Below are 24229 nucleotides of genomic sequence, written 5' to 3'. Positions count from 1 at the left end.
CCTTGTAGGAGTGAGCCTGCTCGCGATAGCGGTGTATCAGCCACCACAAATGACACTGACCCAACGCTATCGCGAGCAGGCTCACTCCTACAGAGGATTTATGCAGGGCTCAGGATTGAGGAAATACCAGAGACTCAGGCACATCGATATCCCACAACACCCCGGGATCATCCACCGCTACCTCAATCACCCTGCCCTGCTTGAACAAAGGCCTGGCACCGCGATCACCACTCAATGCCTGCAAGCCCGGCCCGAACGAACGCCCGAACCCCACCGGATGCCCAAATTCGCCTTCCTGCACCGGCACACTAACCGCGTCATCGGTCATTGCCGCCACCACCCGCTCAATACTCGACGGCAGGATAAACGGCATGTCCCCCAACACGATCAGCCAGCCATCTGCATCCGGACAAACCGCAACGCCAGCCGCAATACTGTCACCCATCCCGGTCGATTCAATCGAGACCACGTCACAGGCATAAGCCTGAGCCATGCGCATCGCCTGCGGCCGCGCTTCAGTGGTCACCAGCACCCGCTTGTCGAGGTTGGCCGGCAGATTCAGCAACACTTGCTCGATCACCGAGCGCACCGCGCCATCACGCCCGGTGCAATCGGCCAGCAACTTGTCCTTGTCGGCACCGGCAACCTGGCGAAAGCGACTGCCCTCGCCCGCCGCCAGCACAATCACTGCGATAGATCGACTCATGCGCCCTCCACGACTTTCTTCTGTTTCAACTCGACGCCGTTCTTGATCGCCACAATCTCCGCCAATAACGACAGAGCAATCTCCGCTGGCGAATGACTGCCGATGTGCAGACCGATCGGCCCGTGCCATCGCGCAATGGCAGCTTCTGACAAGCCCAGCTGAGCCAGATTGTCCCGGCGCTTCTGACTGTTGATCCGCGAACCGAGTGCACCGACATAGAAGGCCGGCGAATCGAGCGCGGTGAGCAACGCCATATCATCCAGACGGGGATCGTGAGTCAGCGCGACGATGGCTGTGCGTTCGTCCGTCTGAATGCTCAACACCGCGTCATCCGGCATACCCGGGACGAACCGTCCGTGGTGCTCTTCCCAGCCATAAACGAACTCGGTACGCGGATCGCAGATCAGCACTTCGAAATCCAGCAGCCGCGCCATGTCCGCCACGTAACGCGACAGCTGCCCGGCGCCGATCAACAACAGACGCCAGCGCGGACCATAAATGGCGCGCAGGGTCTTGCCATCGAATTCCAGCACATCGGATTTGCTCGCCGCCGAAAGGGCAACTTCACCGGTTTCGATGTTCAGCTCGCGGGCGACAATTTCATGCGCTTCACAACGGGCGAGCAATTCGGCGACCCACGCCGGATCAGCGACCCGCTCCTCGGTCAGGCGCAGCGTGCCGCCACAGGGCAAGCCGAAACGCGCCGCCTCCTCGCGGGTGACGCCATAGGTAATCAGTTGCACCGGCGGACCGTCGCTGGCGATGCGCCCGTCGTGCAGACGGGCGATCAAGTCATCCTCGACACAACCGCCGGACACCGAGCCGATCACCACGCCGTCCTCACGTAACGCGAGCATCGCGCCGGGTGCCCGGGGCGCAGTGCCCCAGGTCTGCACCACACTGAACAGCACCACCCGCTGCCCGGCGCGGCGCCATTCGAGCACGCTGCGCAGGACGTTGAGATCGGCGCTGTCCATTACGCCTGCGCCTTCTGCCAACCTTGCAACTGATAACGCACCGGCAAGTTACGGATGCGCTGGCCGGTGGCGGCGAAGATCGCATTGCACAGTGCCGGCGCAATCGGCGGCACGCCCGGCTCACCGACTCCGCCCAACGGCACGTCACCCGGCGGCGTCACCAGATGCACCGCAACTTCCTTCGGCGCCAGCGACATGCGCGCCACTTCGTACATATGGAAGTTGTCCTGCTGGACCTTGCCGTCCTTGAAGCTGATTTCACCCAGCACCGCGTTGCCCAGGCCCATGACACAGGCGCCTTCGAACTGCGAGCGGATGCGCTCAGGGTTGATCTGCGGCCCGCAATCGACGGCGATGTCAGCCTTGTGCACGATCAGCGTACCGTCGTCCTTGACCTCGACTTCGATCACCGCCGCCACATAGGTGACGAAGCTGTAATGCACCGCCAGACCGAGGCCTCGGCCCTTGGGCAACTGACGCCCCCAGTCGGCAGCCTTGGCCGCGGTTTCCAGTACCGTGCGCATGCGTCCGGTGTCGATCGGGTAACGCTCGGGGGATTCGCCGTAGTTCCACTCCTCACTCAGGGTACGCGGGTCGATCTGCCGATCCGGGCCGAGCAACTTGATCTGATATTTGAATGGATCGACGCCGGCCTTGTGCGCCAGTTCATCGACAAAACTCTGAATCGCAAACCCGTGAGGAATGTTCGACACCGAGCGATACCAGCCGACGCGGGTATGCACCGTGGCTTCGGGGTTTTCCAGACGCACGTTGGGAATCGCGTAGGCCATGTTGGTAAAGCCCATGCCCAGTTCGAACGCCGCTTCATGGTTCATGCCCGGGGCAAACAGCGCCGTAATGCTTGGTGCCACGGTACGGTGCAGCCAGCCGGACGGCATGCCGTCCTTGCCGACAGCCGCCTTCAAATACTCGGCGGACACTGTGTGGAAATACGAGTTATGGATGTCATCCTCGCGGGTCCATTGCACCCGCACGGCTTTACCGGGGAACTCCTTGGCAAGGATCGCCGCCTCGACGACGAAATCCGGCTTCGATTTACGGCCGAAACCGCCACCGAGCAGCGTGACGTTGAAGGTGACATTGTCGAACGGCAGCCCCAGGCGCTCGGCGATGCGCTCGCGAGTTACCTGCGGCGCCTGACTCGGCGCCCACGCTTCACACACACCTTTGTCGTAGCGAGCGATGGCAACCATCGGCTCCATCGGTGCCTGGGCCAGATGCGGCAAATAATAAGAGGCTTCGAGACTGCTCGCTGCGCCGCTCAGGGCTTTGTCGATATCGCCAGTGTTGCGTACCACTTTGCCGGGTTTGCGCGCCGCTGCCTCCAGTTCCTTGCGATAAGCGATCGAGTCATAACTGGCGTTGGGGCCGTCGTCCCACTCGATCTTCAGCGCCTCGCGGCCCTTGATCGCCGCCCAGGTATTGCTGGCAATCACCGCTACGCCGCCCAGCGGCTGGAATTCGGAAGGCAGTGGACGGCTCTCGATCTGCATGACCTTCAGCACACCCGGAACCTTCAGCGCGGCGCTGTCATCCAGCGACTTGACCTTGCCGCCGTACACCGCCGGACGCGCGATGGTGGCGTAGAGCATGCCGTCGAAATGCACGTCCGCGCCGTACACCGCGCGCCCGTTGACGATATCGGCACCGTCGATGGCTTTGGTGCCTTCCTTGCCGATGTAGCGAAACTCCGACGGCTGCTTGAAGCGCAGGCTGTCACGGGCCGGCACCGCCAGTGCACTGGCGGCAGCGGCAAGTTCGCCGTAACCCAGCTCGCGACCGGACGGTTTATGCAGGACTTTGTGCAGCTGCGCCTGGCACTCGCCCACCGGCACCTGCCATTGCGCGGCGGCGGCTTGTTCCAGCATGGTCCGGGCCGCCGCGCCGCAACGACGCATCGGCTCATACCAGTGACGCATGCTGCGCGAACCGTCAGTGTCCTGGTTGCCGAAACGTACTTCGTCACCCGGCGCTTGCTGGACTTTGACCTTGGCCCAATCGGCGTCCAGTTCGTCGGCAACTACCATGGTCAGGCTGGTGCGCACACCCTGGCCCATTTCCGAGCGGTTGCAGACCACGGTGACCGTGCCATCCGCGGCGATGCTGACGTAGACCTTGGGATCGTCGATCCAGCCATTGGGCATGCCGTCGGCACCGAACTTCTTCGGTTTGTCTTCAGCCAACGCATCCTGCCAGCCCCAGCTCGCGGCCAGCACCAATGCGCCCGTGGCGCCGACGCCCTTGAGAAAGCCACGGCGGCTGAGATTGCTCAGGGCGAAATCATTCGGCAAGCGGCTCATGCCTTGGCCTCCTTCAAGTGAGTCGAGGCCTGGCGGATCGCAGTCTTGATCCGGTTGTAGGTGCCGCACCGGCAAATGTTGCCGACCATTGCCTCTTCGATCTGCTCGTCGCTCGGATCGGGGTTGGTCTTGAGCAACGCGGTGGCGGACATGATCTGCCCGCCCTGACAAAAACCACACTGCGCCACGGCGCTATCGAGCCAGGCTTGCTGCACCACCTGCCCGACCGGATCGGCGTGCAGATTGTCGATGGTGGTGACGTTTTGCCCGACCACCGAGCCGATCGGCGTGATGCAACTGCGCGCCGGCAAGCCGTCGATATGAATGGTGCAGGCACCGCACAGGCCCATGCCGCAGCCGAATTTGGTGCCGTTGTAACCGGCGACATCACGGATTGCCCACAGCAGCGGCATGTCTTCGGTGACATCCAGTGGGTGATCCTGGCCATTGAGTTTCAGGGTAATCATGGGCACGCCCGCATATTCTTGGTGGTTATGGGGTCGAGCAGAACTGGCGGTGGTTCACGCAGATCGACTCAGGCTAATGGGCCAATACACACCAGTGAAGCCGAACAATGAACCTGTGGCGAGGGAGCTTGCTCCCGCTGGACTGCGGAGCAGGCCCTTCTTGAAAGCGGGGCCGCTACGCGCCCCAGCGGGAGCAAGCTCCCTCGCCACAGGGTCATCGCTGACTGATATGTGATTGGCACAGGCTCTCTTGTGCCGACGCGAACGTCTGCACCGGGCCTTTGGTGGAGCAAATGACGGTTATCGTTAGCTGGCTAAGTTAACCCACCGTTAACAAAAAAGCCCTGCACTTTTTGTTCAGTGCAGGGCTTTGGATACCGACCTGAAGCGTAGCCTCAATAGCGGTTCGGCTCCATTTCCAGTTCGACATTGAAACGTTCGGCAATATCTTTCTGGATGCGTTGCGCCAGCTCCAGCAATTGCAGGCCGGTGGCGGTGCCGTAGTTGACCAGCACCAGCGCCTGCAATTTATGCACGCCAGCATCGGCCTCGCGGAAACCTTTCCAGCCAGCGCGCTCGATCAACCAGCCGGCGGCCAGTTTCATCTGCCCGTCCGCTTGCGCATAGGCCACCAGATCCGGGTGCTGCGCCTTGATCTGCTCGACCAGCGCGGCCGACACCAGCGGATTCTTGAAGAAACTGCCGGCATTGCCGAGCACCGCCGGATCCGGCAGTTTTTCGCTGCGGATACTGCAGATCGCGCGGCTGACGTCGCTGGGTGTCGGTTGCTCGATGCCTTGCTCGGTCAGGCGCTGACGCACCGGGCCGTATTCCAGATGCAGATGCGCAATACGATCGAGCTTGAAGCGCACCCGCAGGATCAGCCAACGCCCCGGCTGCTGCTTGAACAGGCTGTCGCGGTAGGCGAAGTTGCATTCTTCCAGGCTGAAGTCGCGCAGCTCGCCGGTCTGGCGATCCAGCGCGGTCAGCCCGGCGAACACATCCTTGATCTCGACGCCGTAGGCGCCGATGTTCTGCATCGGTGCCGCGCCCACGGTGCCGGGGATCAGGCTGAGGTTTTCCAGACCGGAAAAACCCAGCGCCAAGGTGTGTTGCACGAACGGATGCCACGGTTCGCCGGCTTCAGCCTCGATCACCACGCGGCTGCCGTCATCGCTGATCAGCCGAATGCCACGGCTTGCCATGCGCAGCACCAGCGCCGGAATGTCTGCGGTCAACAGCAGATTGCTGCCGCCACCGATCACCAGCAATGGCAGGTCATGGGCAGTTGCATAGGCCAGCGCTTCGCGCACGTCGGCATCGCTGTGGGCCTCGGCGAACAACTGCGCGCGCACATCCACGCCAAAACTGTTGAATGGTTTCAGCGAAACCTGTGATTGAAGCTGCAAACTCATAACCGGCCCTTCACTTCGATCAACAGTTGGTCACACGCTGCCTCGATCAGGTCCAGCACCTGCTCGAAGCCCTGATCGCCGTCGTAGTACGGATCCGGCACTTCATCGACCACACCGGCATAACGGCGCAGGAACAGATCCAGCTCGGCCTTGCCGGTGGACGGTTGAAGCGCCTTGAGGTTGCGCAGGTTGCTGTTGTCCATGGCCAGAATCAGGTCGTAACTGGCGAAATCGGCGCGGCTGACCTGCTGCGCGCGTTGCGCCGACAGGTCATAACCACGCACTTTGGCTGCAGCCTGGCTGCGCTTGTCCGGCGGATTGCCGACGTGCCAGTCACCGGTGCCGGCGGACGCCACTTCGACCTGATCCGCCAGCCCCGCTTCGCGCAATTTGTGGCGCAGCACGCCTTCAGCGGTGGGCGAACGGCAGATGTTGCCCAGGCACACGAACAGAACGCGCATCAGGCCTCCAGCAGGCGACGAACGCGCTCGAGGTCTTCAACGGTGTCGACGCCGGTTGGCGGCGCGATCAACGCATCGGCGACATGAATCCGCACGCCATGCCACAAGGCACGCAGTTGTTCGAGGGATTCCGTGTTTTCCAGCCAGCACGGGCCCCAGTTCACGAAGTCCTGAAGGAAGCCGGCGCGGTAGGCGTAAATGCCAATGTGGCGACGGTACGGCACGCCTTCCGGCAACACGTCGCGGCTCTTGGCGAAGGCATCGCGGGCCCACGGCAAGGTGGCGCGGCTGAAGGTCAGCGCCAGGCCATTGAGGTCGCTGACGACCTTGACCACGTTCGGATTGAACAGGGTTTCGACGTCTTCGATCGGCTCGGCCAGGGTGGCCATACGCGCTTCGGTGTGGGCGGCGAGGTTAGCCGCGACCTGATCGATCACGCTTGGCGGGATCAGCGGCTCATCACCCTGCACGTTGACCACGATCGCGTCCGGTGCAAGGCCCAGTTTGGCGGCGACTTCCGCCAGACGATCGGTGCCGGAATTGTGGTCTTCACGGGTCAGCACCACTTCCGCGCCGAACACTTTGCAGGCCTCGACGATGCGCGCATCGTCGGTCGCGACCACCACACGGCTGGCGCTGCTTTTGCTCGCCTGTTCCCAGACGTGCTGGATCATCGGCTTGCCGGCGATGTCCAGCAGCGGTTTGCCCGGCAGGCGGGTCGAGGCGTAACGCGACGGGATGACAACGGTGAAAGCAGTGGTCATTTATCCAGACGCTCGTCAGTGGTCAGGGTGCGCGCTTCGCTTTCGAGCATCACCGGGATGCCGTCGCGGATCGGATAGGCCAGACCGGCGCCCTTGCTGATCAGTTCGGTCTTGTCGGCGCTGAGCTTGAGCGGGCCTTTGCAGATCGGGCACGCGAGGATGTCGAGCAATTTGGTGTCCATGAACATTCCCTGGATAAAGAGTTAAGGCAAAAGACGATCGGGCAGCAGGCGCATCAGCTGGGTGTCGAACCAGGCCACGAAGGCTGGTGACGGCACGGCATCGACCGCCAGATACCACCAGTCGTCTGCTGCGAAGGCACGGCACTTCACCGCGTCCTTTTCGGTCATCACCAACGGCAATGACGGTGTGAAATTCAAGGCCTGCACGCTGTATTCTGCGTGGTCGGCAAACGCATGGGGGACTGCTCGCCAGTCTAGCGCTTCGAGGGTATTGAAGAAACGTTGCGGATTGCCGATCCCGGCCACCGCGTGCACCGATTGACCGGGCGCAAAATGACCGAGCGGCTTACGCTCGCCGCTGCGCAGATTGACCAGTGCGGTCGGTTGCAGGTGAAAGGCGAAGCCGTCTTCACGATCCGCAGTGGCACCGTTGAACAGCACGCCATCGACGCTTTGCAGGCGCTCGATCGGCTCGCGCAACGGACCGGCCGGCAGGCAGCGCTTGTTGCCCAAACCACGGGCAGCGTCAATCAGCACCAGCTCCAGATCTCGCGCCAAGCGGTAATGCTGCATGCCATCATCGGAGAGGATCAGGTCCAGCGGCTCACTGGCGAGCAAGGCTTTGACCGCTGCGCTGCGATCAGGGTCGATCATCAGCGGCACGCCGGTGCGCTGCACGATCAACAGCGGTTCATCGCCGGCGACGTCGGCGCTCTGCACGGCGGTGACCCGCCACGGCAGTTGCGGCGGTTTGGCGCCGTAACCGCGACTGACCACGCCAACCCGCAGACCGGCGCGTCGGCAATGCTCGATCAGCCACAGGATCATCGGTGTCTTGCCGGTGCCGCCGACGGTGATGTTGCCGACCACGATTAACGGCACCGGTGGCTGATAGATCTGGCCTTCACCGTCGAGAAAGCGCTGACGCTTGTTGACCACCACGCGGCGGTAGAGCATTTCCAGCGGCCGCAGCAGCGTCAGGGCCGGATGCCCCTGATACCACGCGGCGAGCAAACGATCGGACAGGCTCATCAGGATTTGGGCGCCGCCTCGACCGTGGTCATGCGCAGATGGCTGAAACCGAGCTTGCCGGCCGCGTCCATGGCGGTGATCACCGATTGGTGCTGGGTCTTGCCGTCAGCGCTGATCGACAACGGCATGTTGGTGTCACCGTTGGCTTCTTTCTGCATGGCTTCCATCAGCGTCGCCAGGTCGTTTTTCGGCAGAATCTTGTTGTTCACCGAGAACACGCCTTCGGCGCTGATCGCGACATCCAGTTGCTTGAGCTGCTGGTCTTCGGCGGGCGAACCGCTGACCGATTCCGGCAGATCGACGCGCAACTGTGTCTCGCGGGTGAAGGTGGTTGTCACGACGAAAAACAGCAACAGGATGAACACCACGTCGATCAGCGACGCGAGGTTGATGTCGATCGTTTCCCGGGGCTTGCGACGGAATTTCACGCTTTGTCCCCGGCCAGATCGACGTCACGGTCGCCCTGCACCACTTCGACCAGTTTGATCGCTTCCTGCTCCATGCCCACCACCAGCTCATCGATGCGGCGTTGCAGGAAACGGTGGAAGAACACCGACGGAATACCGACCATCAGGCCCGCCGCAGTGGTGATCAGTGCCTTGGAAATACCGCCGGCCAGGACCGAGGCGTTGGTGGTCATGCCGGAACCGGTGAAGGCGCTGAAAATGTCGATCATGCCCAGCACCGTGCCCAACAGGCCCAGCAACGGCGACATGGCAGCGATGGTGCCCAGCGCATTGACGTAGCGTTCGAGCTCGTGAATCACCCGCGCGGCGGCTTCTTCGATGCATTCCTTCATGATCTCGCGACCATGCTTGGAGTTGGCCAGGCCCGCGGCGAGGATTTCACCCAGCGGCGAGTTGGCGCGCAATTCCTTGAGCTTTTCTTTATTGAGCTGCTTGTCCTTGATCCAGACCCAGACCTGACCCAGCAGATGCTCGGGGGTGACGCGGCTGGCGCGCAGGGTCCACAGGCGCTCGGCGACAATCGCCATGGCCGCGATGGAACTCAGAATGATCGGCAACATCATCCAGCCGCCGGATTTGACCAATTCCCACACAGTGACAGTCCCCTCGAAAAAGTGCGCCACTTTACCATACCGGTTGGCGATTAAGACCCGCTGCCCCGACGACCTGATGCCGCATTCGGCGATCCTGCGATCAATGGTGTTTCAGCGCCAGAAACGCCGTTGTTGACGCATCAGCAACGGCGCCTGAAAGCTGCCCAGGCGCAAATGGATGGCGCCGTGCTGCGCGCTGTCGTAGATGCGCAGCCCTTGCTGGCGGTAACGCGCGAGCACCAGCGGGTGCGGATGACCAAAGGAATTGCCCTGCCCCCGGGAGATCAGCACCGAATGCGGGCGTAATGCCCGCAGCAAAGCCATCGAAGAGGAACTGCGGCTGCCGTGGTGCGGCGCTTGCAGCCAGTGCGTCGGCACTGCCAACGGACTCTCCAGCAACACCCGTTCGGCAGCCGTGTCGATATCGCCGGTCAGCAACAGACGCTCGCCATTGGCCTCGATCTGCAACACACAAGAGCGCTGATTGCTGTCATGGGCCGCCGCCCATTGCCAAAGCTGAAAACTGACGTCGTCCCACTGCCATTGACGCCCGCTTTCACAGGCTTCGGCTTGCAGGATGGCGGGCAGGCCCGGCGGATCGCCACTGATCACCCGCGTCACTTTCAGGCCCCGCGATACTGCCAGCGCACCACCGGCATGGTCGGCATCGGCATGACTGAGCAGCATCAGATCGATGCGGTTGACCCCCAGTTTGTGCAGCGTCGGCAGCACCACCCGCTCCCCCAGATCGAAATCGCCGAAGCGTGGACCGGCGTCGTAGAGCAACGCGTGATGGCGGGTGCGGATCAGGATCGCCAGGCCCTGACCGACATCGAGCTGCCAGACATCGGCCTGGCCCTCGGCTACTCGCTCGCGCGGCGGCGCCAGCAGAATCAACAGCAACGGCCAGCCCAACGGTCGCAACGGCACCCCACGCGGCAACAGCAACAGCAAGGCGCCGAGACTGCCGAGCAGCAAAACCCACCACGGCAGCGACGGCGAGATCCACGCCGGCCAGGCCCCGGCGATCAGCGACAAGCCACGAAACAGCCAGTCGATCAAACCACCGGCCAGCCACAACAAGCCTGCACCGACGTAAGGCACCGGCAACAACAGCGTGCCGAGCAGCGCCGGTGGCAGCACCAGCAGACTGACCCACGGCACCGCGAGCAGATTTGCCAATGGCCCGCTGAGGCTGATCGGCAGGTTCAGCGCCAGCAACACCGGGCACAGACCCAGCGCAATCAGCCATTGCGCGCGGGTCCAGGTCTGCCACCATTTCCACGCACCGAGTCGCCCGCCGAAGGTGAAAATCAAAATCCCCACCGCGGCGAACGACAGCCACAAACCCGGACGCAAACTGGCTAACGGGTCGAGCAACAGCAATGCATCGAATGCCAGCAACAGCGGCCACCACGCGCCGAGATGGCGAAAGCGCAAACGCCACAACAACACCAGCCCGACCATCACGCAGGCCCGTTGCACCGGTACATCAAACCCGGCGAGCAAGCCGTAGCCGAGCGCCGCGGCAAACGCCAGCCCGCAGGCCCATGGCAGCCATGGCCAGCGGAGCGGCCACCAGCCGTAGCGCGCCAGCCCGGCGACCAACAGATAGATGACCGCCGCCAACATCCCGATGTGTTGACCGGAAATCACCAGCAGATGCACGGTGCCGGTGTCCTGCAGGATCTGCCAATCCTCGCGGCTGAGCCCGGAGCCGTCGCCGAGCACCAGCGCCGCCAATGCACCGCCCCGGCCTTGAGCATCGACTGCCATCAAGCGCTGACGAATGCTGTCGCGCCATGCCCAGTTTGCCTCGGCCAGGCGCTGACCATCCTTGATCGTGCCGGTCGCGCCGATGCGTTGCGCCAACAGCCAGGCTTCGTAATCGAAGGCGTCGGGATTGAGCAAACCACCGGGGCGCCTGAGCTTCACCGCCAGGCGCCAGCGCTCACCGCTGTTGAGCGGCGGCCCGGCGTACCACGCCAGACGCATCAACGACGGCAATTTTTCGTGTCGCGAGCGGGCATCGGCCAACTCGAACCGCACCACGCCCTCGCTGGTTTGCGGCAAACCGACCACCCGCCCTTCGACCCACCGGGTTTCGCCGTCAAGCGCTTCCGGCAGGCGATCATTCAACGCCCATTGCGCACTGACGCACGCCCAGGTGAAACCGAATAGCAGAAACGCCAGGGGATAGCTGCGAAACGGCAGCAACATCAGTCCCACCAACGGCAACAACATCATCAACCCGACCGGCGGTAAAACCGGCAAAAAAACCGGAACCAGCAGACCGACTGCCAGCGCCATCATCCCTGTGCGCATAAGCCCGTCCTTGAGAGTTCCTGCATTAGGCGTAGCTGGTATGAGGGCGGGTCGTCGTCAACAATTGTCACAAAGTCTGAATGGGCGCTTCGTAGAATCCAGACATACTTGCCGCCTTAACCGACCGAGAAGCCTTATGCCCCGGCGCTTATTCAAACGTTACATGCCCGACCCGACGAGCATCAGGGAACACAAATCCTTACGCTTTCTCGGCAAGTTGCTGCATGACCCGAACCTCTGGCACCTCAATCGTCATTCGGTGGCCCGGGCGATGGCCGTCGGCCTGTTCGCCGCGTTCCTGCCGATTCCGGCGCAAATGCTGGTGGCGGCGGCACTGGCAGTTAGCGTGCGCGGCAACATGCCGATTGCCGTGAGCCTGGTCTGGCTGACCAACCCGATCACCATGCCGGCGGTGTTTTTCTGCACGTACCAGACCGGAGCCTGGTTGATGAATGTGCCCGCCCGCACCCTGCCCGATTCGTTGACCTGGGAATGGATCAGCGGAGAGCTCTCAACAATGTGGCAGCCTTTTTTGCTCGGGTCGGTGGTATGCGGGCTGCTACTCGGCATCCTCGCCTACTTCACGGTGATGCTGTATTGGCGCTGGTGGGTGGCGCGGCAATGGGCGCGGCGCAAGAAAAGCCGCATGCGCTGAATGCAAAACGGCCTCCGCAGTGGGAGGCCGTTCAGTTTTGTGTTGTCTGCATTCGCGAGCAGGCTCGCTCCCACATTGGATCAGGTCCGCATCCCGCGCCCACTCACCAGCAACCGCGCACAACCGAGGTACAACACCACCGTCGCCACCAGCATGAAGGTGATTGCGATACCGATGCGGATATCCGATACGCCAAGAATGCCGTAACGGAAGGCATTGACCATATGCAGCACCGGGTTGGCCAGCGACACGGTCTGCCAGAACGGCGGCAGCAAGGTGATCGAGTAGAACACGCCACCGAGGTAAGTCAGCGGGGTTAGCACAAACGTCGGGATGATCGAGATGTCATCGAAGTTGCGCGCAAACACAGCGTTGATGAAGCCGAGCAGCGAGAAGATCGTCGCGGTCAGCACCACCACAAGGATGGTCACGCCCAGGTGATGCACCTGCAGATGAGTGAAGAACAACGACAGGATGGTCACGATGACCCCGACCATCAAGCCACGCAGCACGCCGCCAATGGTGAAGCCGATCAGAATCGTGTGCGGCGACACCGGCGAGACCATCAGTTCCTCGATGGAACGCTGGAACTTGCTGCCGAAGAAGCTCGAGACCACGTTGCCGTAGGAGTTGGTGATCACCGACATCATGATCAGCCCCGGCACGATGTACTCCATGTAGGTGAAGCCACCCATGTCGCCGATCTGCCGCCCGATCAGATTACCGAAGATCACGAAATACAGAACCATGGTAATCGCCGGCGGCAGCAGGGTCTGCGGCCAGATCCGCGTGAAGCGTTTGACCTCGCGATAAACGATGGTCTGGAGGGCGACGAGGTTGGGGCGGAACTCGGAACTCATACCGCCACCTTCGACAGATTCTTCTCTACCAGAGACACGAACAGCTCCTCGAGGCGATTGGTTTTGTTACGCAGGCTCAGCACTTCAATATTCTGCTGCGCCAATTGAGTGAACAGCGCGGTGATGCCCATGGATTTGTCGACCTGGACTTCCAGGGTATGGCCGTCGAGCAACCGGGCGGGATAGCCGATCAATTGCGGCGCGGCGTGCAAGTCGTTTTTCAGATCCAGCAGGAAGGTCTCGACGTGCAGCTGGCCCAGCAGCTGTTTCATGCTGGTGTTCTCGACGATGGTGCCGTGGTCGATGATGCCGATGTTGCGGCACAACTGCTCAGCCTCTTCCAGATAGTGCGTGGTGAGGATGATGGTGATGCCTTTCTGGTTCAGCTCGGTGAGGAACGTCCACATCGAGCGACGCAGTTCGATGTCGACGCCAGCGGTCGGCTCATCGAGGATCAGCAGGCGCGGCTCATGCACCAGGGCGCGGGCAATCATCAGTCGGCGTTTCATGCCGCCGGACAGCGAACGCGACGGCACATCGCGCTTGTCCCACAGGCCGAGCTGGGTCAGGTACTGCTCGGCGCGCTCCTTGGCGATCTTCGCCGGGATGCCGTAGTAACCGGCCTGAGTCACGACGATGTCGAAAGTCTTTTCGAACTGGTTGAAGTTGAATTCCTGGGGCACCACACCGATCGAGCGCTTGAGCGCGGCGGGGTTCTTGTCCAGGTCATGACCGAAGATATTCACCGTGCCGCTGGTCTTGTTGACCAGGGTCGAGAGAATGCCGATGGTCGTGGATTTGCCGGCGCCGTTGGGGCCGAGCAAGGCGAAAAAGTCACCTTCGGCGACGTCCAGATCGATACCACTCAAGGCCTGGAACCCGTTGCCGTAGGTTTTGGTTAGCTGCCGGATGGACAGAGCGGAACTCATATCGGATTTACGCACCAAGAAGGGAAGAAAAGGAAAGATTGGGCCGGGCGGCGAACAAAACAACCACGGCGCATGAGCGCAATGGTGCTTGCCGCCGCCACACAAGTACAGTCAAGAGTGTCGATAGTTATTATCAAGTCAACGCGGTCATGACTGCTTTCTGATAGGCCGGGCGCTGCTTCAACCGTGCGTACCAAGCCTGCAGATGCGGCTGCGCGGCGCGTTCGATGGGCATCTCGAACCAGGCATAAATGAAACTGCCCAGCGGAATATCGCCCATGCCGATTTCGCTGCCGGACAGATATGGCTGGCTGGCGAGGGCCTGATCGGCCATGGCCAGTAGCGCGGTGCATTCCTTGATTGCGGCGTTGATCGCCGGCCAGTCCTGCTGGTCCGCTGGGGTACGCAACACGCCCCAGAACACGGTGCGGAACGGCCCGGCAAAACTCGAGGTGGTCCAGTCCATCCACTTGTCCGCGATGGCCCGGGCTTGCAGGTCTGCCGGATACCAGGCGCTGTTCGGCGCATGTTTGGCCAGCAGGTAACGGACGATCGCATTCGATTCCCACAGCACGAAGCCGTCATCCTCGATCACCGGCACCCGGCCGTTCGGGTTCATCGCCCGGTATTCAGGCGTGTCGACCACACCAAAGGCGCCACCGGCGTCAATCGCCTCGTAGGCCAGGCCCAGCTCTTCGGCGGCCCACAGTGGCTTCCTGACATTCGATGAGTTTTTCCGTCCCCAGATCTTCAGCATGACCGCCTCTTTTCCAATGCGTGGGCAGGCAGCATACGCCGGATCAGACCCGACTCAAATCACTCTGCATATCGCCCAAGACCTTCGCCTGATGTTCGCCGAACAGATGCGGGTAGCACTTTTTCAAGTGCTCGAAGAAGAACCGCTCCGGCACATCGACGAACTGACCATGATCGACCAGATACTCCATCAACAGCGCGCCGTCACGGTTGTATGGGTGGAAAACGCTGTCATTGATCCCGTCAAAGTCCAACGGTGCGACGTTGAACAGCTCACAAAGTTGCTGATTGAAGGCCGGCGTGGCCTTGACCCAGCGCTCGTTGAGGAACAATTCGGTGTAACCGTGCATGGCGAACACATCGCTGCGCAACAACTCCAGCAGACGCGGGGTCGACAGGTGATTCTTGACGTCGGCCAGACCGATGCGTGCGGGAATGCCGCAATGCCGTGCGCACCCGGCCAGCAATGTGGCCTTGGGCACGCAATAGCTTTCCCCGGTGGCCAGCGCATGACTGCCGCACAGGGTTTGCGGGTCGAGGCTGAAGGTATACGGGTTGTAGCGCACCGCTTCACGCACGGCGTAATAGAGACTGATCGCCTGCGCGAGCGGGTCGCGGCTGGCACCACGCTGTTGTTCGGCGAACTCCACCACCGCCGGGTGGTCACTATCGATGAAGCGGCCGGGGCTCAGATACTCGCGCATGACGATGTTCTCCTGGGTGAGCCCCGAGTCTAGCGACAGCTCAAGCACAGAGATAACGACGTTTCGGCCAAACATGCACGCGAAGACGCGGGAGCGGCGAACGATTTCCCACGGGTGTTGCCCACCGAACCTACGAAAACCATCCGGGGTTTCCCACGAGTTCAATCACCATGTTCTGACCACCCCGTTTTACAGATGCCGTCTAAGCTCTGGAGGGTCGGTTTGCCTTGGTTCACGGAGGATTACATATGCTGTTGTTGTGGATACTGGTTCTGATCGTCGGTGTGGCGTATCTCGCCCACCGCCGCATCGCCCCCCTGCCCGCGTTGGGTATCGTCGCCGTATACCTGCTGGCGATGGGCATTTTCAGCCATGCCCCGGGCTGGTTGCTGCTGGTGTTGTGGGTCGTGCTTGCTGTGGTGGCCGCGCCGTTGTTGCTGCCTGACCTGCGCCGCAAACACTTCACCGCGCCGCTGTTCAACTGGTTCCAGAAAACCCTGCCGCCGATGTCGCAGACCGAACGCGACGCGATCGATGCCGGTACCGTGTGGTGGGACGGTGAGCTGTTCAGCGGGCGTCCGGACTGGGACAAGTTGCTGTCCTACCCGAAAGCGCAACTGAGCGAAGAGGAACAGGCCTTTATCGACGGCCCCACCGAAGAACTCTGCGCGATGGTCACTGACTGGCAGATCGGCCAGTCGATGGACCTGCCGCCAGAAGCCTGGAGCCACATCAAGGAACACGGCTTCTTCGCCCTGATCATTCCCAAGGAATTCGGCGGCAAGGGCTTTTCCGCCTACGCCCACTCGCAAGTAGCAATGAAACTCGCGACCCGCAGTGGCGACCTCGCCTCCACCGTGATGGTGCCCAACTCCCTCGGCCCGGCCGAACTGCTGCTGCACTACGGCACCGATGAGCAACGCAATCATTACCTGCCGCGGCTGGCCCGTGGCGACGACATTCCGTGCTTCGCCCTTACCGGCCCGCTGGCTGGCTCTGATGCTGGCGCCATGCCGGACACCGGGATCATCTGCAAAGGTGAATGGGAAGGCCAGGAAGTCATCGGTCTGCGCCTGAACTGGGAAAAGCGCTACATCACCCTCGGCCCGGTCGCGACCCTGCTCGGTCTGGCCTTCAAGGCTTATGACCCGGAGCATCTGCTGGGCGATAAGGAAGATCTCGGCATCAGTCTGGCGCTGATCCCCACCGATACACCGGGAGTGGAAATCGGCCGTCGTCACCTGCCACTGGGTGCCGCGTTCATGAACGGCCCGAACTCGGGCAAAGACGTGTTCATCCCGCTGGACTACCTCATCGGTGGCCAGGAAATGCTCGGCAAGGGCTGGATGATGCTGATGAACTGCCTGTCGGTCGGGCGTTCGATCTCGCTGCCGGCAGTCGGCACTGGCGCGGCCAAATTCACCAGTCTGGTGACCGGTCAATACGCGCAGATTCGTGAGCAGTTCAACGTCCCGTTGTCGGCCTTCGAAGGCATTCAGGAAGCCATGGCGCGCATCGGCGGCAACGCCTGGATGATGGACGCCGCGCGCATGCTCACCGCCAACGCGGTGGATCTGGGCGAGAAACCATCGGTACTGTCGGCGATCCTCAAGTATCACCTGACCGAACGCGGCCGCGAGTGCATCACCCACGCCATGGACGTGCACGGCGGCAAGGCGATCATCATGGGTCCGAACAACTACCTCGGACGCAGCTGGAACGGCGCACCGATCTTCATCACCGTGGAAGGCGCGAACATCCTCTCGCGCAACCTGATGATCTTCGGTCAGGGCGCCATTCGTTGCCATCCGTTCGTCCTCAAGGAAATGGCCCTCGCCGGCCGCGAAGACAAAGAACAGGCACTGAAAGAATTCGATGGCCTGCTGCTCAAGCACATCGGTTTTGCCGTCGGCAACGCCGCCAGCACCCTGGTGCTGAACCTGGGCTTCGGCCACTTCGAACATGCACCCGGGGACAGGATCAGTCAGGGCTACTTCCGCGCACTCAATCGGCAGGCAGCGGCATTTGCCATGCTGGCCGACTTCAGCATGATGCTGCTGGGTGGCGAACTGAAGCGCCGGGAACGCCTGTCGGCGCGTCTTGGCGATGTGTTGAGCAACCTGTATCTGGCCTCCGCTGCGCTCAAGCGTTATCACGACCTGGATTCGCCGGCGCATATGGAGCCGCTGTTCCGCTGGGCCATGGAAGAAAGCCTCGGCCAGTCGGAGCGGGCACTGGATGAGCTGCTGAGCAACTTCCCGAACAAAGTGTTTGGCTGCCTGCTGCGGGTGATCGTGTTCCCGTTCGGACGTCGCCATAAAGGCCCGTCGGACAAGCTCGGCGCCGAAGTGGCAGCGGTGATCGGTCGTGCCAAAGGCGATCCGACCCTCGAAGAACTGCTCGCCGGCTGCTATCGCCCGCAGTCCGCCGACGATGCCGTCGGTGCCCTGCAACACGCCAGCGATTTGCTGAATGCCGCCCAACCGCTGCACAAGAAACTGCACACCTCGCTCAAGAGTGGTCAGGTCAAACCGGTCGCTGGCGAACACGCCATCGACGCCGCACTGGAGGCCGGGGTGCTGCAACCGCAGGAAGCACAGACCCTGCGCGATGCCGAAGCAGCACGGCGCAAGGTGATCGACGTCGATGATTTCGACAAGGAAGAGTTGAAGCAGGCAGAAGGCAAAGTCCGCTGATGCTGACGACCGTGTAGCTGTTTATTTGTGAAAAACGGGCGCGAGAGCTTTATACTCCCGCGCCCGTTTTGCTCTTGAGGACTTATCTCGTGTCCAACGTCGTTGCCGATCATCTGGTTTTGCTCGACCACCTGCGCAGTATCCTGGTCGCCGTAGGTGAGGCCGAACAGGTTCCCGAAGAAAGCCATGCCTTGTTCCTGGAGCGCTTTGACGAACTGCTGGCGTCCCTGCCGATCGATCCGATCGAAAGCCAGTACCTGGGCCAGGACATCCTGACCCAAGTGATTACCCGCTATCCGCAAATTGCCCACCTGATCCCGCGGGATCTGCTGTGGTTCTTCGCTGGTGACTGCCTGCACTACTTGTCTGATGAAGAAATCGACCTGTATCAGGCACTGGAAGAACGTCGCTACGAGGCCGAACAGAACGACGAACCGTTCGACTGGAATCAGGAAAAACAGTTGCTGGCGATGTCTGCCCAGGACAGCAAGCACTAAGCGTCCAAAGATCAAAAGATCGCAGCCTGCGGCAGCTCCTACAGGGATTGTGTAGGAGCTGCCGCAGGCTGCGATCTTTTGCTTTTAAAGCAGCCCCTCGCTCTCCGGCAATTCATACGCAAGCGCCAGATTATTCGGCGCCCCCGCCTTGCCCGGCTTGCTCAACGTCGGCTCCTTCTCCAGGCACTCCACCAGATAATCGATGAATACCCGCAGCTTCGGCGGCAGGTAGCGCGTGGGCGAATGCAGCAACCACAGACCACCGTGGTAGGACGCGAGGAACGTCCACTCCGGCAGCACCTGCACGATCAACTTCTGCTCAAGCGCATAACGCGCGGTGAAATACGGCAAGCTGCCAATACCAATGTGCTGCAACACTGCCCCGAGCCGCACGCCGGTATGGTTGGCGGCATAGCGGCCACGCACGCCGACGGTCACCGCTTTGCTGCCCTTCTTGAATTTCCAGCGCGCATCGCTCGGGGTTTCCCCCAGATAGATGCAACTGTGATTGAGCAAGTCATGCGGGTGGGTCGGCGTGCCATGTTCGGCCAGATATTGCGGGGTGGCGCAGAGCAAATGGTCGATGGTCAGCAACTGCCGTCCGACCAGACCGGCCGGCGGACGGTCAGTGATACGAATCGCCAGGTCGACATGATCGTCAATCAAATCAACCTGGCGGTCTTCCAGCAGCAACTCGACATCGACTTTCGGATAACGCCGCAAAAACTCGGGCATGTGCGGATGAATCACGAAACGCCCGACCGCTTTCGGCACACTGACCCGCACCAGCCCTTCCGCCTCGTGGGTGAACTGCCCACTGATCTCCATCACCGATTTGGCGGCGCTGACCATCTCCTGACAGCGCTTGAACACTTCCTCGCCACCGTCACTCAAGCGCAGTTTGCGCGTAGTGCGCTGCAGCAAACGCGTGGCCAAGGCCTTTTCCAGGCGGGAAATGCTGCGACTGATCGCCGACGGCGACGAGCCCAACTGGCGGGCCGCCTCGGAAAAACTGCCGGTCTCCACGACCTTGACGAAGATCGCCATTTCACCGAGCAGCGGCAGCGGAAGATTGATGCTCACAGCGCACAAGTCCTTTGATGTTTGAACGGATTATCACGTTATTGCACGATTCATATAATAAAAACAGACACTTTAATAAGGGCATGGAATATGACGCTTCGCCTCTTTTTCCATAGTGATGACCTCAAGGCTAATGTGGAAGTCCTCGACTGCACGCCCCACGAGAACGAATTTGCCGTGGTGCTGCGCGCCACGCTGTTTCATCCGCAAGGCGGTGGTCAGCCTTGTGACACCGGCATGATCGGCGAAAGCCAGGTGCTGCGCGTGGTGCAGGAGCCTGACCGGATAGTGCATTACGTCGATCGTCCGGTAAAACCCGGCATGACCTGTATTCACGTGGATGAACAACGTCGCCGCTACAACACCCGCATGCACTCGGCCGGGCACCTGATCGGGCATTTCGTGCAGGCCATGGGCTGGACGCCGATCAAGGCACACCACTGGCCAGACGAAGGCCGGGTGCAATTCAAGCCGGGCGATGCCGCTCAGGAAGTCGACGCGCCAACCGTTCAACACGGTATCAGTCAGTGGATCGAACACGATCTGCCGCGCCTGACCTCACTGCGCGAAGGCGCGCGGGAAATCGGTTTTGGCGAGCTGCCGGCCTATGGCTGCGGTGGCACCCATGTACGCAGCCTGAAGGACTTGGGCACAGTCACGATCGCCTCGCTTTCGCAGAAGAAAGGCACGTTATCCGTCCACTACAGCGTGGATTAAGCTTCTCGGGCGCTGCTCCGCGCAGCGTCCGACGCCGGGGGAACCGCACTCGCCGGTTCCGTTGACTATCGATAGATGGACCTAAAAAACAATGATGCTAGACGTCGAGCGTCTCGATGAGACGTGCATAAAAAAACTGGCCAACGAAGAAGTCCTCGCCATCCGCGTCAAAGGCTTCTTGCCCGAGCCACTGGCGATCGAGATTGGCGACAAAATTCTTGCACCGGGCTTTGAGGGCTACATCAACGCGCCGAGCATCGGCCGGATCGGCATGGCGTTTTACGAGGCGGAAAACCAGCCGCTGCTGATCGAGGACTACTTCGAGCGCGCGACCCGCAACATCGCCGAACTGCGCGAGCGCTGTGCGCCCTATTCCTCGCCGGTCGACACCCTGCGCTGCATGCTCGACGAGTCGTGGCCGGCCGGCGCGCATCTGGAAAACCTCTATGGCCGCAAGATGTATGTCGGCCTGTCGCGGGTGGTCAAACCCGGCGTGTGCTTCCTCGCCCACCACGACATTTTCGCCAAGGACGCCCCGGACAGCTTTCAGGCCCGCAGCCTGGAGGCGCAGTTCGCCTGCAACGTGTACCTGAACATGCCGACCGAGGGCGGCGCACTGCAGATGTGGGACGACGACATCACCCCGGATCAGTTCGACCAGATGCGTGGCGACAGTTATGGCATCGACCCGGCGCTGCTCGGCCCACCGACCCTGGAAGTGCGGCCGGAGCCGGGCGATTTCATCATGTTCAATTCGCGCTGCATGCACTCGGTGACCCCGGGCGTGGCGGATCCGCGTCTGAGCCTTTCGTTCTTTGTCGGCTATCGCGGCAATGCTTCACCCCTGACCTTCTGGAGCTGAGATGTTATCGAACTACCTGGGCGAGTTTCTGGCGCTGGCCACCATTCACTTTCTGGCCGTGGTCGCTCCCGGCCCGGACTTTGCCGTGACCATTCGCCAAAGCGTGCGCTTCGGCCGACTGGTGGGCATCTGCACCGCACTGGGCATCGGCGCCGGCATTTCCGTGCACGTTCTCTACACCTTGCTCGGCGTTGGCGCCCTGATGCACACCACGCCGTGGTTGCTGACGGTGGCCAAGGTGATCGGTGGCGCATACATCTTTTACCTCGGCATCAGCCTGATCCGCAGTAAACCGAAGACCACGCTCGAAGGCGAAAAAAGCGCTGACGAACCGCTGGTCGAGCAGTCGCTGTTCAAGGCGTTCAGCACCGGTTTTCTGACCAATGCCACCAACCCCAAGGCCACGCTGTTCTTCCTGGCGATTTTCACCACGATCATCAGCGCCAGCACCCCACTGGAAATTCAGGCGCTGTATGGGGTGTGGATGTGCTTCGTCAATGCGCTGTGGTTCTTGATCGTCGCGCTGTTTTTTTCCAGCAGCCGGGTGCGGACCCTGTTCATGCGCATGGGCCATTGGTTCGAGCGCAGCATGGGCGTGATCCTGATTCTGTTCGCCGGCAGGCTGGTGCTGTCGATGTAAAAACGACACCCAAAGACAAGGCCCGGTCAGTTGCACACTGCTCGGGCCTTTTTCGTTTGTGCGCCGCTTTTGCATTTCTGTGCGACGGATCCCACTTCAGGGGCTCCCCTTCAACACCTTCGCGGTGTTAGTTTGGAAAAGATTTGTTTCAACTTTCAAACACTTCCACTCAACTGCCTGCAAAGGAATGCCCACCGCAATGAATTTTTCTCTCAAGCGACTGGCCGCTACCAGCCTGATCCTGGCCAGCTTTTCTGCGTTCACCCTGCCCGCGCAGGCCAACATCACTCCGCAACAGAGCGCAGCCATTCTCAAGAGTTTCGATGAGGCGAGCCTCACCGACTTCCGCCAGTTTCTGGGTGCCGTAGGCAAGAGCGACCTGGGTAAAACCGACAACCTCGGCCCGGCGATCAACGCCTTTCTCGACAACAAGACCCCGAGCGCGGAACAGCAGAACGAGATCTACCGCCTGCTGGGCATTTACACCCGCGCCAAGTACGGCAAAGCCGCCCTGGAAACCCTGCGCGAACTGGTGGAAATCCCGACCTTCCAGAAAGAAGGCGTGGCCCAGCACGACAATCCGGAGTTCATCAAGATCGCCGAAAAGATCAAGAACCTGGCCGAATCGTTCAACCTGAAGTTCCGCAACGTCGACAACCGCGTCTATGAAATCTCCCTCGACGGCAGCGGCGACGAAGTCGTGGGCATTCACGCGCATGCCGACGTGGTGCCGGTCACCCCGGAAAACTGGGTGCTGAAGGACGGCACCAAACTCGACCCGTTCAAAGTCACGCTGATCGGCGACCGCATGTACGGTCGCGGCACCGAGGACGACAAGAACGGCATCGTCGTCGCGATGTACGCGATGAAAGTGATCAAGGAAGAAAAGCTGCCGCTGGCACGCAACTTCAAACTGCTGGTGGACACCACCGAAGAAACCACCGGCGACGCGATCCCGTATTACTTCGAACACAACCCGACGCCGAACTACAACATGGCGCTGGACGGTGGCTACCCGGTGGTCATCGCCGAGAAAGGCTACGGCACGGTCATGGCCAGTTTCCCGCTGCGCAAGGCTGAAGGCAGCGGCGCAGAAATCATATCGATGACCGGCGGCCTGGCAACCAACCAGATTCCATCGGTTTCGGTGGCGACACTCGTCACCGACAAGCCTGAGCAACTGGCTGCGAGTCTGCAGAAAGCCGGCAGCGAATACGCGAAAAAACACGGTGGTGACTTCGAAGTCGCGGCCAAGGTTGACGGCAAAGACGTCAAGCTGAGCGTCACCGGTGTGTCAGCGCATTCCTCCGAACCCGAGTCCGGCGTCAACCCGGTCGCGCGGATGCTCGACTTCATCAACAGCCTCGACGGCAAGGTGGCGCTCAAGCACAACCAGATCACCGACGCTGCACGCTATGCGTCCACCAACTGGGGCCTGGATTACCTCGGGAAAAAACTCGGCGTGGGCTTCTCCGATTCGTTCATGGGTCCGCTGACGACCTCGCTGACCTACGTCGGCGTGGACGACAAAGCCTTCAAACTGGCAGTCAACCTGCGCGTGCCAAAGGGTAAATCGCCAGAAGTGCTGAAGAAGCAAATCGCTGACAAACTGGCGGCCTGGAGCAAGAAATCCCACGTTGCCGTGGACTTCACTTACTCGATCGCCGAACCGATGTACCGCAATCCGGAAGGCGAATGGGTCAAGGCACTGCTGGCGGTGGCCACTGAAAACCTCGGCATGAAGCACGAGTTCGGCACGTCTGCCGGCGCGACCTCAGTGCATGAACTGCCGAACGGCGTGCAATTCGGCCTGGCCCGGCCTGAAGTCAAATACACCGGGCATACCGATGGCGAGTTCAAGACGGTTGACCAGTTCCTGCTCGACCTGCAGATCGTCACTGAGATGATGGGCCGTGTCGGCCAGCTACCGAAGCTCTGATAAGGCACTGGCCCGTAATTCAGCGGGCCTGAGTGAAAACAAAAAAGGACCCGAAGGTCCTTTTTTGTTGCGTACAAAACGCTGCACAAACAAAAACGCCGATCATCACTGATCGGCGTTTTTGTGAAATTGGAGCGGGAAACGAGACTCGAACTCGCGACCCCGACCTTGGCAAGGTCGT

24 protein-coding genes are annotated in these 24229 nt (G+C 61.2%); 7 read left to right on the top strand and 17 right to left on the bottom strand.

What is annotated here, in order from left to right; all coding sequences use genetic code 11:
• Nucleotides 1-109 precede the first annotated feature (109 nt).
• The 12 genes from QRN61_RS04110 to QRN61_RS04055 form a co-directional block, all read right to left on the bottom strand.
• Nucleotides 110-706: a nucleotidyltransferase family protein gene (locus tag QRN61_RS04110; protein ID WP_285373285.1), complete on the bottom strand. Its 597-nt coding sequence runs from the start codon at nucleotides 704-706 to the stop codon at nucleotides 110-112.
• Nucleotides 703-1683: an XdhC family protein gene (locus QRN61_RS04105; RefSeq protein ID WP_285373284.1), complete on the bottom strand. Its 981-nt coding sequence runs from the start codon at nucleotides 1681-1683 to the stop codon at nucleotides 703-705. The genes QRN61_RS04110 and QRN61_RS04105 overlap by 4 nt, the downstream gene beginning before the upstream one ends.
• Nucleotides 1683-4004: a xanthine dehydrogenase family protein molybdopterin-binding subunit gene (locus tag QRN61_RS04100; protein WP_285373283.1), complete on the bottom strand. Its 2322-nt coding sequence runs from the start codon at nucleotides 4002-4004 to the stop codon at nucleotides 1683-1685. The genes QRN61_RS04105 and QRN61_RS04100 overlap by 1 nt, the downstream gene beginning before the upstream one ends.
• On the bottom strand, nucleotides 4001-4471 hold the full coding sequence (locus tag QRN61_RS04095; protein ID WP_027612345.1) for a (2Fe-2S)-binding protein: 471 nt from the start codon (nucleotides 4469-4471) through the stop codon (nucleotides 4001-4003). The genes QRN61_RS04100 and QRN61_RS04095 overlap by 4 nt, the downstream gene beginning before the upstream one ends.
• Nucleotides 4472-4866: 395 nt before the next feature.
• Complete coding sequence (murB, locus tag QRN61_RS04090; RefSeq protein WP_285373282.1) at nucleotides 4867-5886, bottom strand: UDP-N-acetylmuramate dehydrogenase; 1020 nt, start codon at nucleotides 5884-5886, stop codon at nucleotides 4867-4869.
• Nucleotides 5883-6347, bottom strand: coding sequence for a low molecular weight protein-tyrosine-phosphatase (locus QRN61_RS04085; protein ID WP_016986041.1), 465 nt, complete (start codon nucleotides 6345-6347; stop codon nucleotides 5883-5885). Before QRN61_RS04085 ends, murB begins: the two co-directional genes overlap by 4 nt.
• Nucleotides 6347-7111: a 3-deoxy-manno-octulosonate cytidylyltransferase gene (kdsB, locus tag QRN61_RS04080; RefSeq protein ID WP_285373281.1), complete on the bottom strand. Its 765-nt coding sequence runs from the start codon at nucleotides 7109-7111 to the stop codon at nucleotides 6347-6349. Before kdsB ends, QRN61_RS04085 begins: the two co-directional genes overlap by 1 nt.
• Nucleotides 7108-7293, bottom strand: coding sequence for a Trm112 family protein (locus QRN61_RS04075; protein ID WP_003174668.1), 186 nt, complete (start codon nucleotides 7291-7293; stop codon nucleotides 7108-7110). Before QRN61_RS04075 ends, kdsB begins: the two co-directional genes overlap by 4 nt.
• A gap of 21 nt (nucleotides 7294-7314) precedes the next feature.
• Nucleotides 7315-8325 (bottom strand): tetraacyldisaccharide 4'-kinase, encoded by a 1011-nt coding sequence (lpxK, locus tag QRN61_RS04070; RefSeq protein ID WP_285373280.1) that lies wholly within the window; start codon nucleotides 8323-8325, stop codon nucleotides 7315-7317.
• The gene (gene pocB, locus QRN61_RS04065) at nucleotides 8325-8753 is read right to left on the bottom strand and encodes a flagellar polar localization protein PocB (protein ID WP_027612340.1); all 429 of its coding nucleotides are present in this window, start codon (nucleotides 8751-8753) and stop codon (nucleotides 8325-8327) included. Before pocB ends, lpxK begins: the two co-directional genes overlap by 1 nt.
• A complete protein-coding gene (gene pocA / locus QRN61_RS04060) occupies nucleotides 8750-9385 on the bottom strand; it encodes a flagellar polar localization protein PocA (RefSeq protein WP_003227083.1) in 636 nt (211 codons plus the stop codon). Before pocA ends, pocB begins: the two co-directional genes overlap by 4 nt.
• Before the next feature lie 111 nt (nucleotides 9386-9496).
• Nucleotides 9497-11710: a DNA internalization-related competence protein ComEC/Rec2 gene (locus QRN61_RS04055; RefSeq protein ID WP_285373279.1), complete on the bottom strand. Its 2214-nt coding sequence runs from the start codon at nucleotides 11708-11710 to the stop codon at nucleotides 9497-9499.
• 136 nt (nucleotides 11711-11846) lie between these two features.
• Here QRN61_RS04055 and QRN61_RS04050 point away from each other — a divergent pair, with 136 nt between their 5' ends.
• Entirely contained in the window at nucleotides 11847-12365 is a 519-nt protein-coding gene (locus QRN61_RS04050; RefSeq protein WP_183784414.1) for a DUF2062 domain-containing protein, read from the top strand.
• 80 nt (nucleotides 12366-12445) lie between these two features.
• Here QRN61_RS04050 and QRN61_RS04045 read toward each other — a convergent pair whose 3' ends face one another.
• The 4 genes from QRN61_RS04045 to QRN61_RS04030 all read right to left on the bottom strand — a co-directional run bounded on the left by QRN61_RS04045 (nucleotide 12446) and on the right by QRN61_RS04030 (nucleotide 15614).
• On the bottom strand, nucleotides 12446-13225 hold the full coding sequence (locus tag QRN61_RS04045) for an ABC transporter permease (protein ID WP_007908200.1): 780 nt from the start codon (nucleotides 13223-13225) through the stop codon (nucleotides 12446-12448).
• A complete protein-coding gene (locus QRN61_RS04040; protein WP_027612335.1) occupies nucleotides 13222-14154 on the bottom strand; it encodes an ABC transporter ATP-binding protein in 933 nt (310 codons plus the stop codon). The genes QRN61_RS04045 and QRN61_RS04040 overlap by 4 nt, the downstream gene beginning before the upstream one ends.
• A gap of 133 nt (nucleotides 14155-14287) precedes the next feature.
• A complete protein-coding gene (locus QRN61_RS04035) occupies nucleotides 14288-14911 on the bottom strand; it encodes a glutathione S-transferase family protein (protein ID WP_096794868.1) in 624 nt (207 codons plus the stop codon).
• 43 nt (nucleotides 14912-14954) lie between these two features.
• Nucleotides 14955-15614 (bottom strand): transglutaminase-like domain-containing protein, encoded by a 660-nt coding sequence (locus tag QRN61_RS04030; protein WP_285373277.1) that lies wholly within the window; start codon nucleotides 15612-15614, stop codon nucleotides 14955-14957.
• A 248-nt stretch (nucleotides 15615-15862) separates the two neighbouring features.
• Here QRN61_RS04030 and QRN61_RS04025 point away from each other — a divergent pair, with 248 nt between their 5' ends.
• Complete coding sequence (locus tag QRN61_RS04025) at nucleotides 15863-18310, top strand: acyl-CoA dehydrogenase (RefSeq protein WP_150368310.1); 2448 nt, start codon at nucleotides 15863-15865, stop codon at nucleotides 18308-18310.
• Nucleotides 18311-18399: 89 nt separating this feature from the next.
• Nucleotides 18400-18807 carry a PA2817 family protein gene (locus QRN61_RS04020; RefSeq protein ID WP_007967565.1) on the top strand — a complete coding sequence of 136 codons (408 nt, stop codon included), beginning with the start codon at nucleotides 18400-18402 and terminating at the stop codon, nucleotides 18805-18807.
• 84 nt (nucleotides 18808-18891) lie between these two features.
• Here QRN61_RS04020 and QRN61_RS04015 read toward each other — a convergent pair whose 3' ends face one another.
• Entirely contained in the window at nucleotides 18892-19890 is a 999-nt protein-coding gene (locus QRN61_RS04015; protein ID WP_027612331.1) for a LysR family transcriptional regulator, read from the bottom strand.
• Nucleotides 19891-19980: 90 nt separating this feature from the next.
• On the opposite strand from QRN61_RS04015, the gene QRN61_RS04010 reads away from it, so the two are divergent.
• The 4 genes from QRN61_RS04010 to QRN61_RS03995 all read left to right on the top strand — a co-directional run bounded on the left by QRN61_RS04010 (nucleotide 19981) and on the right by QRN61_RS03995 (nucleotide 24048).
• Entirely contained in the window at nucleotides 19981-20607 is a 627-nt protein-coding gene (locus tag QRN61_RS04010) for an alanyl-tRNA editing protein (RefSeq protein WP_139054884.1), read from the top strand.
• 91 nt (nucleotides 20608-20698) lie between these two features.
• Nucleotides 20699-21469 carry a 2OG-Fe(II) oxygenase gene (locus tag QRN61_RS04005; RefSeq protein ID WP_047600411.1) on the top strand — a complete coding sequence of 257 codons (771 nt, stop codon included), beginning with the start codon at nucleotides 20699-20701 and terminating at the stop codon, nucleotides 21467-21469.
• 1 nt (nucleotide 21470) lies between these two features.
• On the top strand, nucleotides 21471-22109 hold the full coding sequence (locus tag QRN61_RS04000; protein WP_285373276.1) for a LysE family translocator: 639 nt from the start codon (nucleotides 21471-21473) through the stop codon (nucleotides 22107-22109).
• Nucleotides 22110-22308: 199 nt separating this feature from the next.
• Complete coding sequence (locus QRN61_RS03995) at nucleotides 22309-24048, top strand: dipeptidase (RefSeq protein WP_027612327.1); 1740 nt, start codon at nucleotides 22309-22311, stop codon at nucleotides 24046-24048.
• The last annotated feature ends 181 nt before the right edge of the window (nucleotides 24049-24229 follow it).

Origin of the sequence: Pseudomonas sp. lyk4-TYG-107 (assembly GCF_030209055.1) — a bacterium.
Taxonomy (GTDB): domain Bacteria; phylum Pseudomonadota; class Gammaproteobacteria; order Pseudomonadales; family Pseudomonadaceae; genus Aquipseudomonas; species Aquipseudomonas putida_A.
This window is presented reverse-complemented; position numbering and strand designations above follow the sequence as displayed.

Bases quoted from the DNA above. Each gene is read 5' to 3' on its own strand.
- QRN61_RS04105 (WP_285373284.1), bottom strand. From the start codon at position 1,683: ATGGACAGCGCCGATCTCAACGTCCTGCGCAGCGTGCTCGAATGGCGC.
- QRN61_RS04095 (WP_027612345.1), bottom strand. From the start codon at position 4,471: ATGATTACCCTGAAACTCAATGGCCAGGATCACCCACTGGATGTCACC.
- QRN61_RS04005 (WP_047600411.1), top strand. From the start codon at position 20,699: ATGATGCTAGACGTCGAGCGTCTCGATGAGACGTGCATAAAAAAACTG.
- QRN61_RS04055 (WP_285373279.1), bottom strand. From the start codon at position 11,710: ATGCGCACAGGGATGATGGCGCTGGCAGTCGGTCTGCTGGTTCCGGTT.
- QRN61_RS04010 (WP_139054884.1), top strand. From the start codon at position 19,981: ATGACGCTTCGCCTCTTTTTCCATAGTGATGACCTCAAGGCTAATGTG.
- QRN61_RS03995 (WP_027612327.1), top strand. From the start codon at position 22,309: ATGAATTTTTCTCTCAAGCGACTGGCCGCTACCAGCCTGATCCTGGCC.
- QRN61_RS04030 (WP_285373277.1), bottom strand. From the start codon at position 15,614: ATGCGCGAGTATCTGAGCCCCGGCCGCTTCATCGATAGTGACCACCCG.
- QRN61_RS04045 (WP_007908200.1), bottom strand. From the start codon at position 13,225: ATGAGTTCCGAGTTCCGCCCCAACCTCGTCGCCCTCCAGACCATCGTT.
- QRN61_RS04100 (WP_285373283.1), bottom strand. From the start codon at position 4,004: ATGAGCCGCTTGCCGAATGATTTCGCCCTGAGCAATCTCAGCCGCCGT.
- QRN61_RS04040 (WP_027612335.1), bottom strand. From the start codon at position 14,154: ATGAGTTCCGCTCTGTCCATCCGGCAGCTAACCAAAACCTACGGCAAC.
- QRN61_RS04025 (WP_150368310.1), top strand. From the start codon at position 15,863: ATGCTGTTGTTGTGGATACTGGTTCTGATCGTCGGTGTGGCGTATCTC.
- lpxK (WP_285373280.1), bottom strand. From the start codon at position 8,325: ATGAGCCTGTCCGATCGTTTGCTCGCCGCGTGGTATCAGGGGCATCCG.
- QRN61_RS04000 (WP_285373276.1), top strand. From the start codon at position 21,471: ATGTTATCGAACTACCTGGGCGAGTTTCTGGCGCTGGCCACCATTCAC.
- QRN61_RS04110 (WP_285373285.1), bottom strand. From the start codon at position 706: ATGAGTCGATCTATCGCAGTGATTGTGCTGGCGGCGGGCGAGGGCAGT.
- QRN61_RS04035 (WP_096794868.1), bottom strand. From the start codon at position 14,911: ATGCTGAAGATCTGGGGACGGAAAAACTCATCGAATGTCAGGAAGCCA.
- QRN61_RS04050 (WP_183784414.1), top strand. From the start codon at position 11,847: ATGCCCCGGCGCTTATTCAAACGTTACATGCCCGACCCGACGAGCATC.
- murB (WP_285373282.1), bottom strand. From the start codon at position 5,886: ATGAGTTTGCAGCTTCAATCACAGGTTTCGCTGAAACCATTCAACAGT.
- kdsB (WP_285373281.1), bottom strand. From the start codon at position 7,111: ATGACCACTGCTTTCACCGTTGTCATCCCGTCGCGTTACGCCTCGACC.
- QRN61_RS04085 (WP_016986041.1), bottom strand. From the start codon at position 6,347: ATGCGCGTTCTGTTCGTGTGCCTGGGCAACATCTGCCGTTCGCCCACC.
- QRN61_RS04075 (WP_003174668.1), bottom strand. From the start codon at position 7,293: ATGGACACCAAATTGCTCGACATCCTCGCGTGCCCGATCTGCAAAGGC.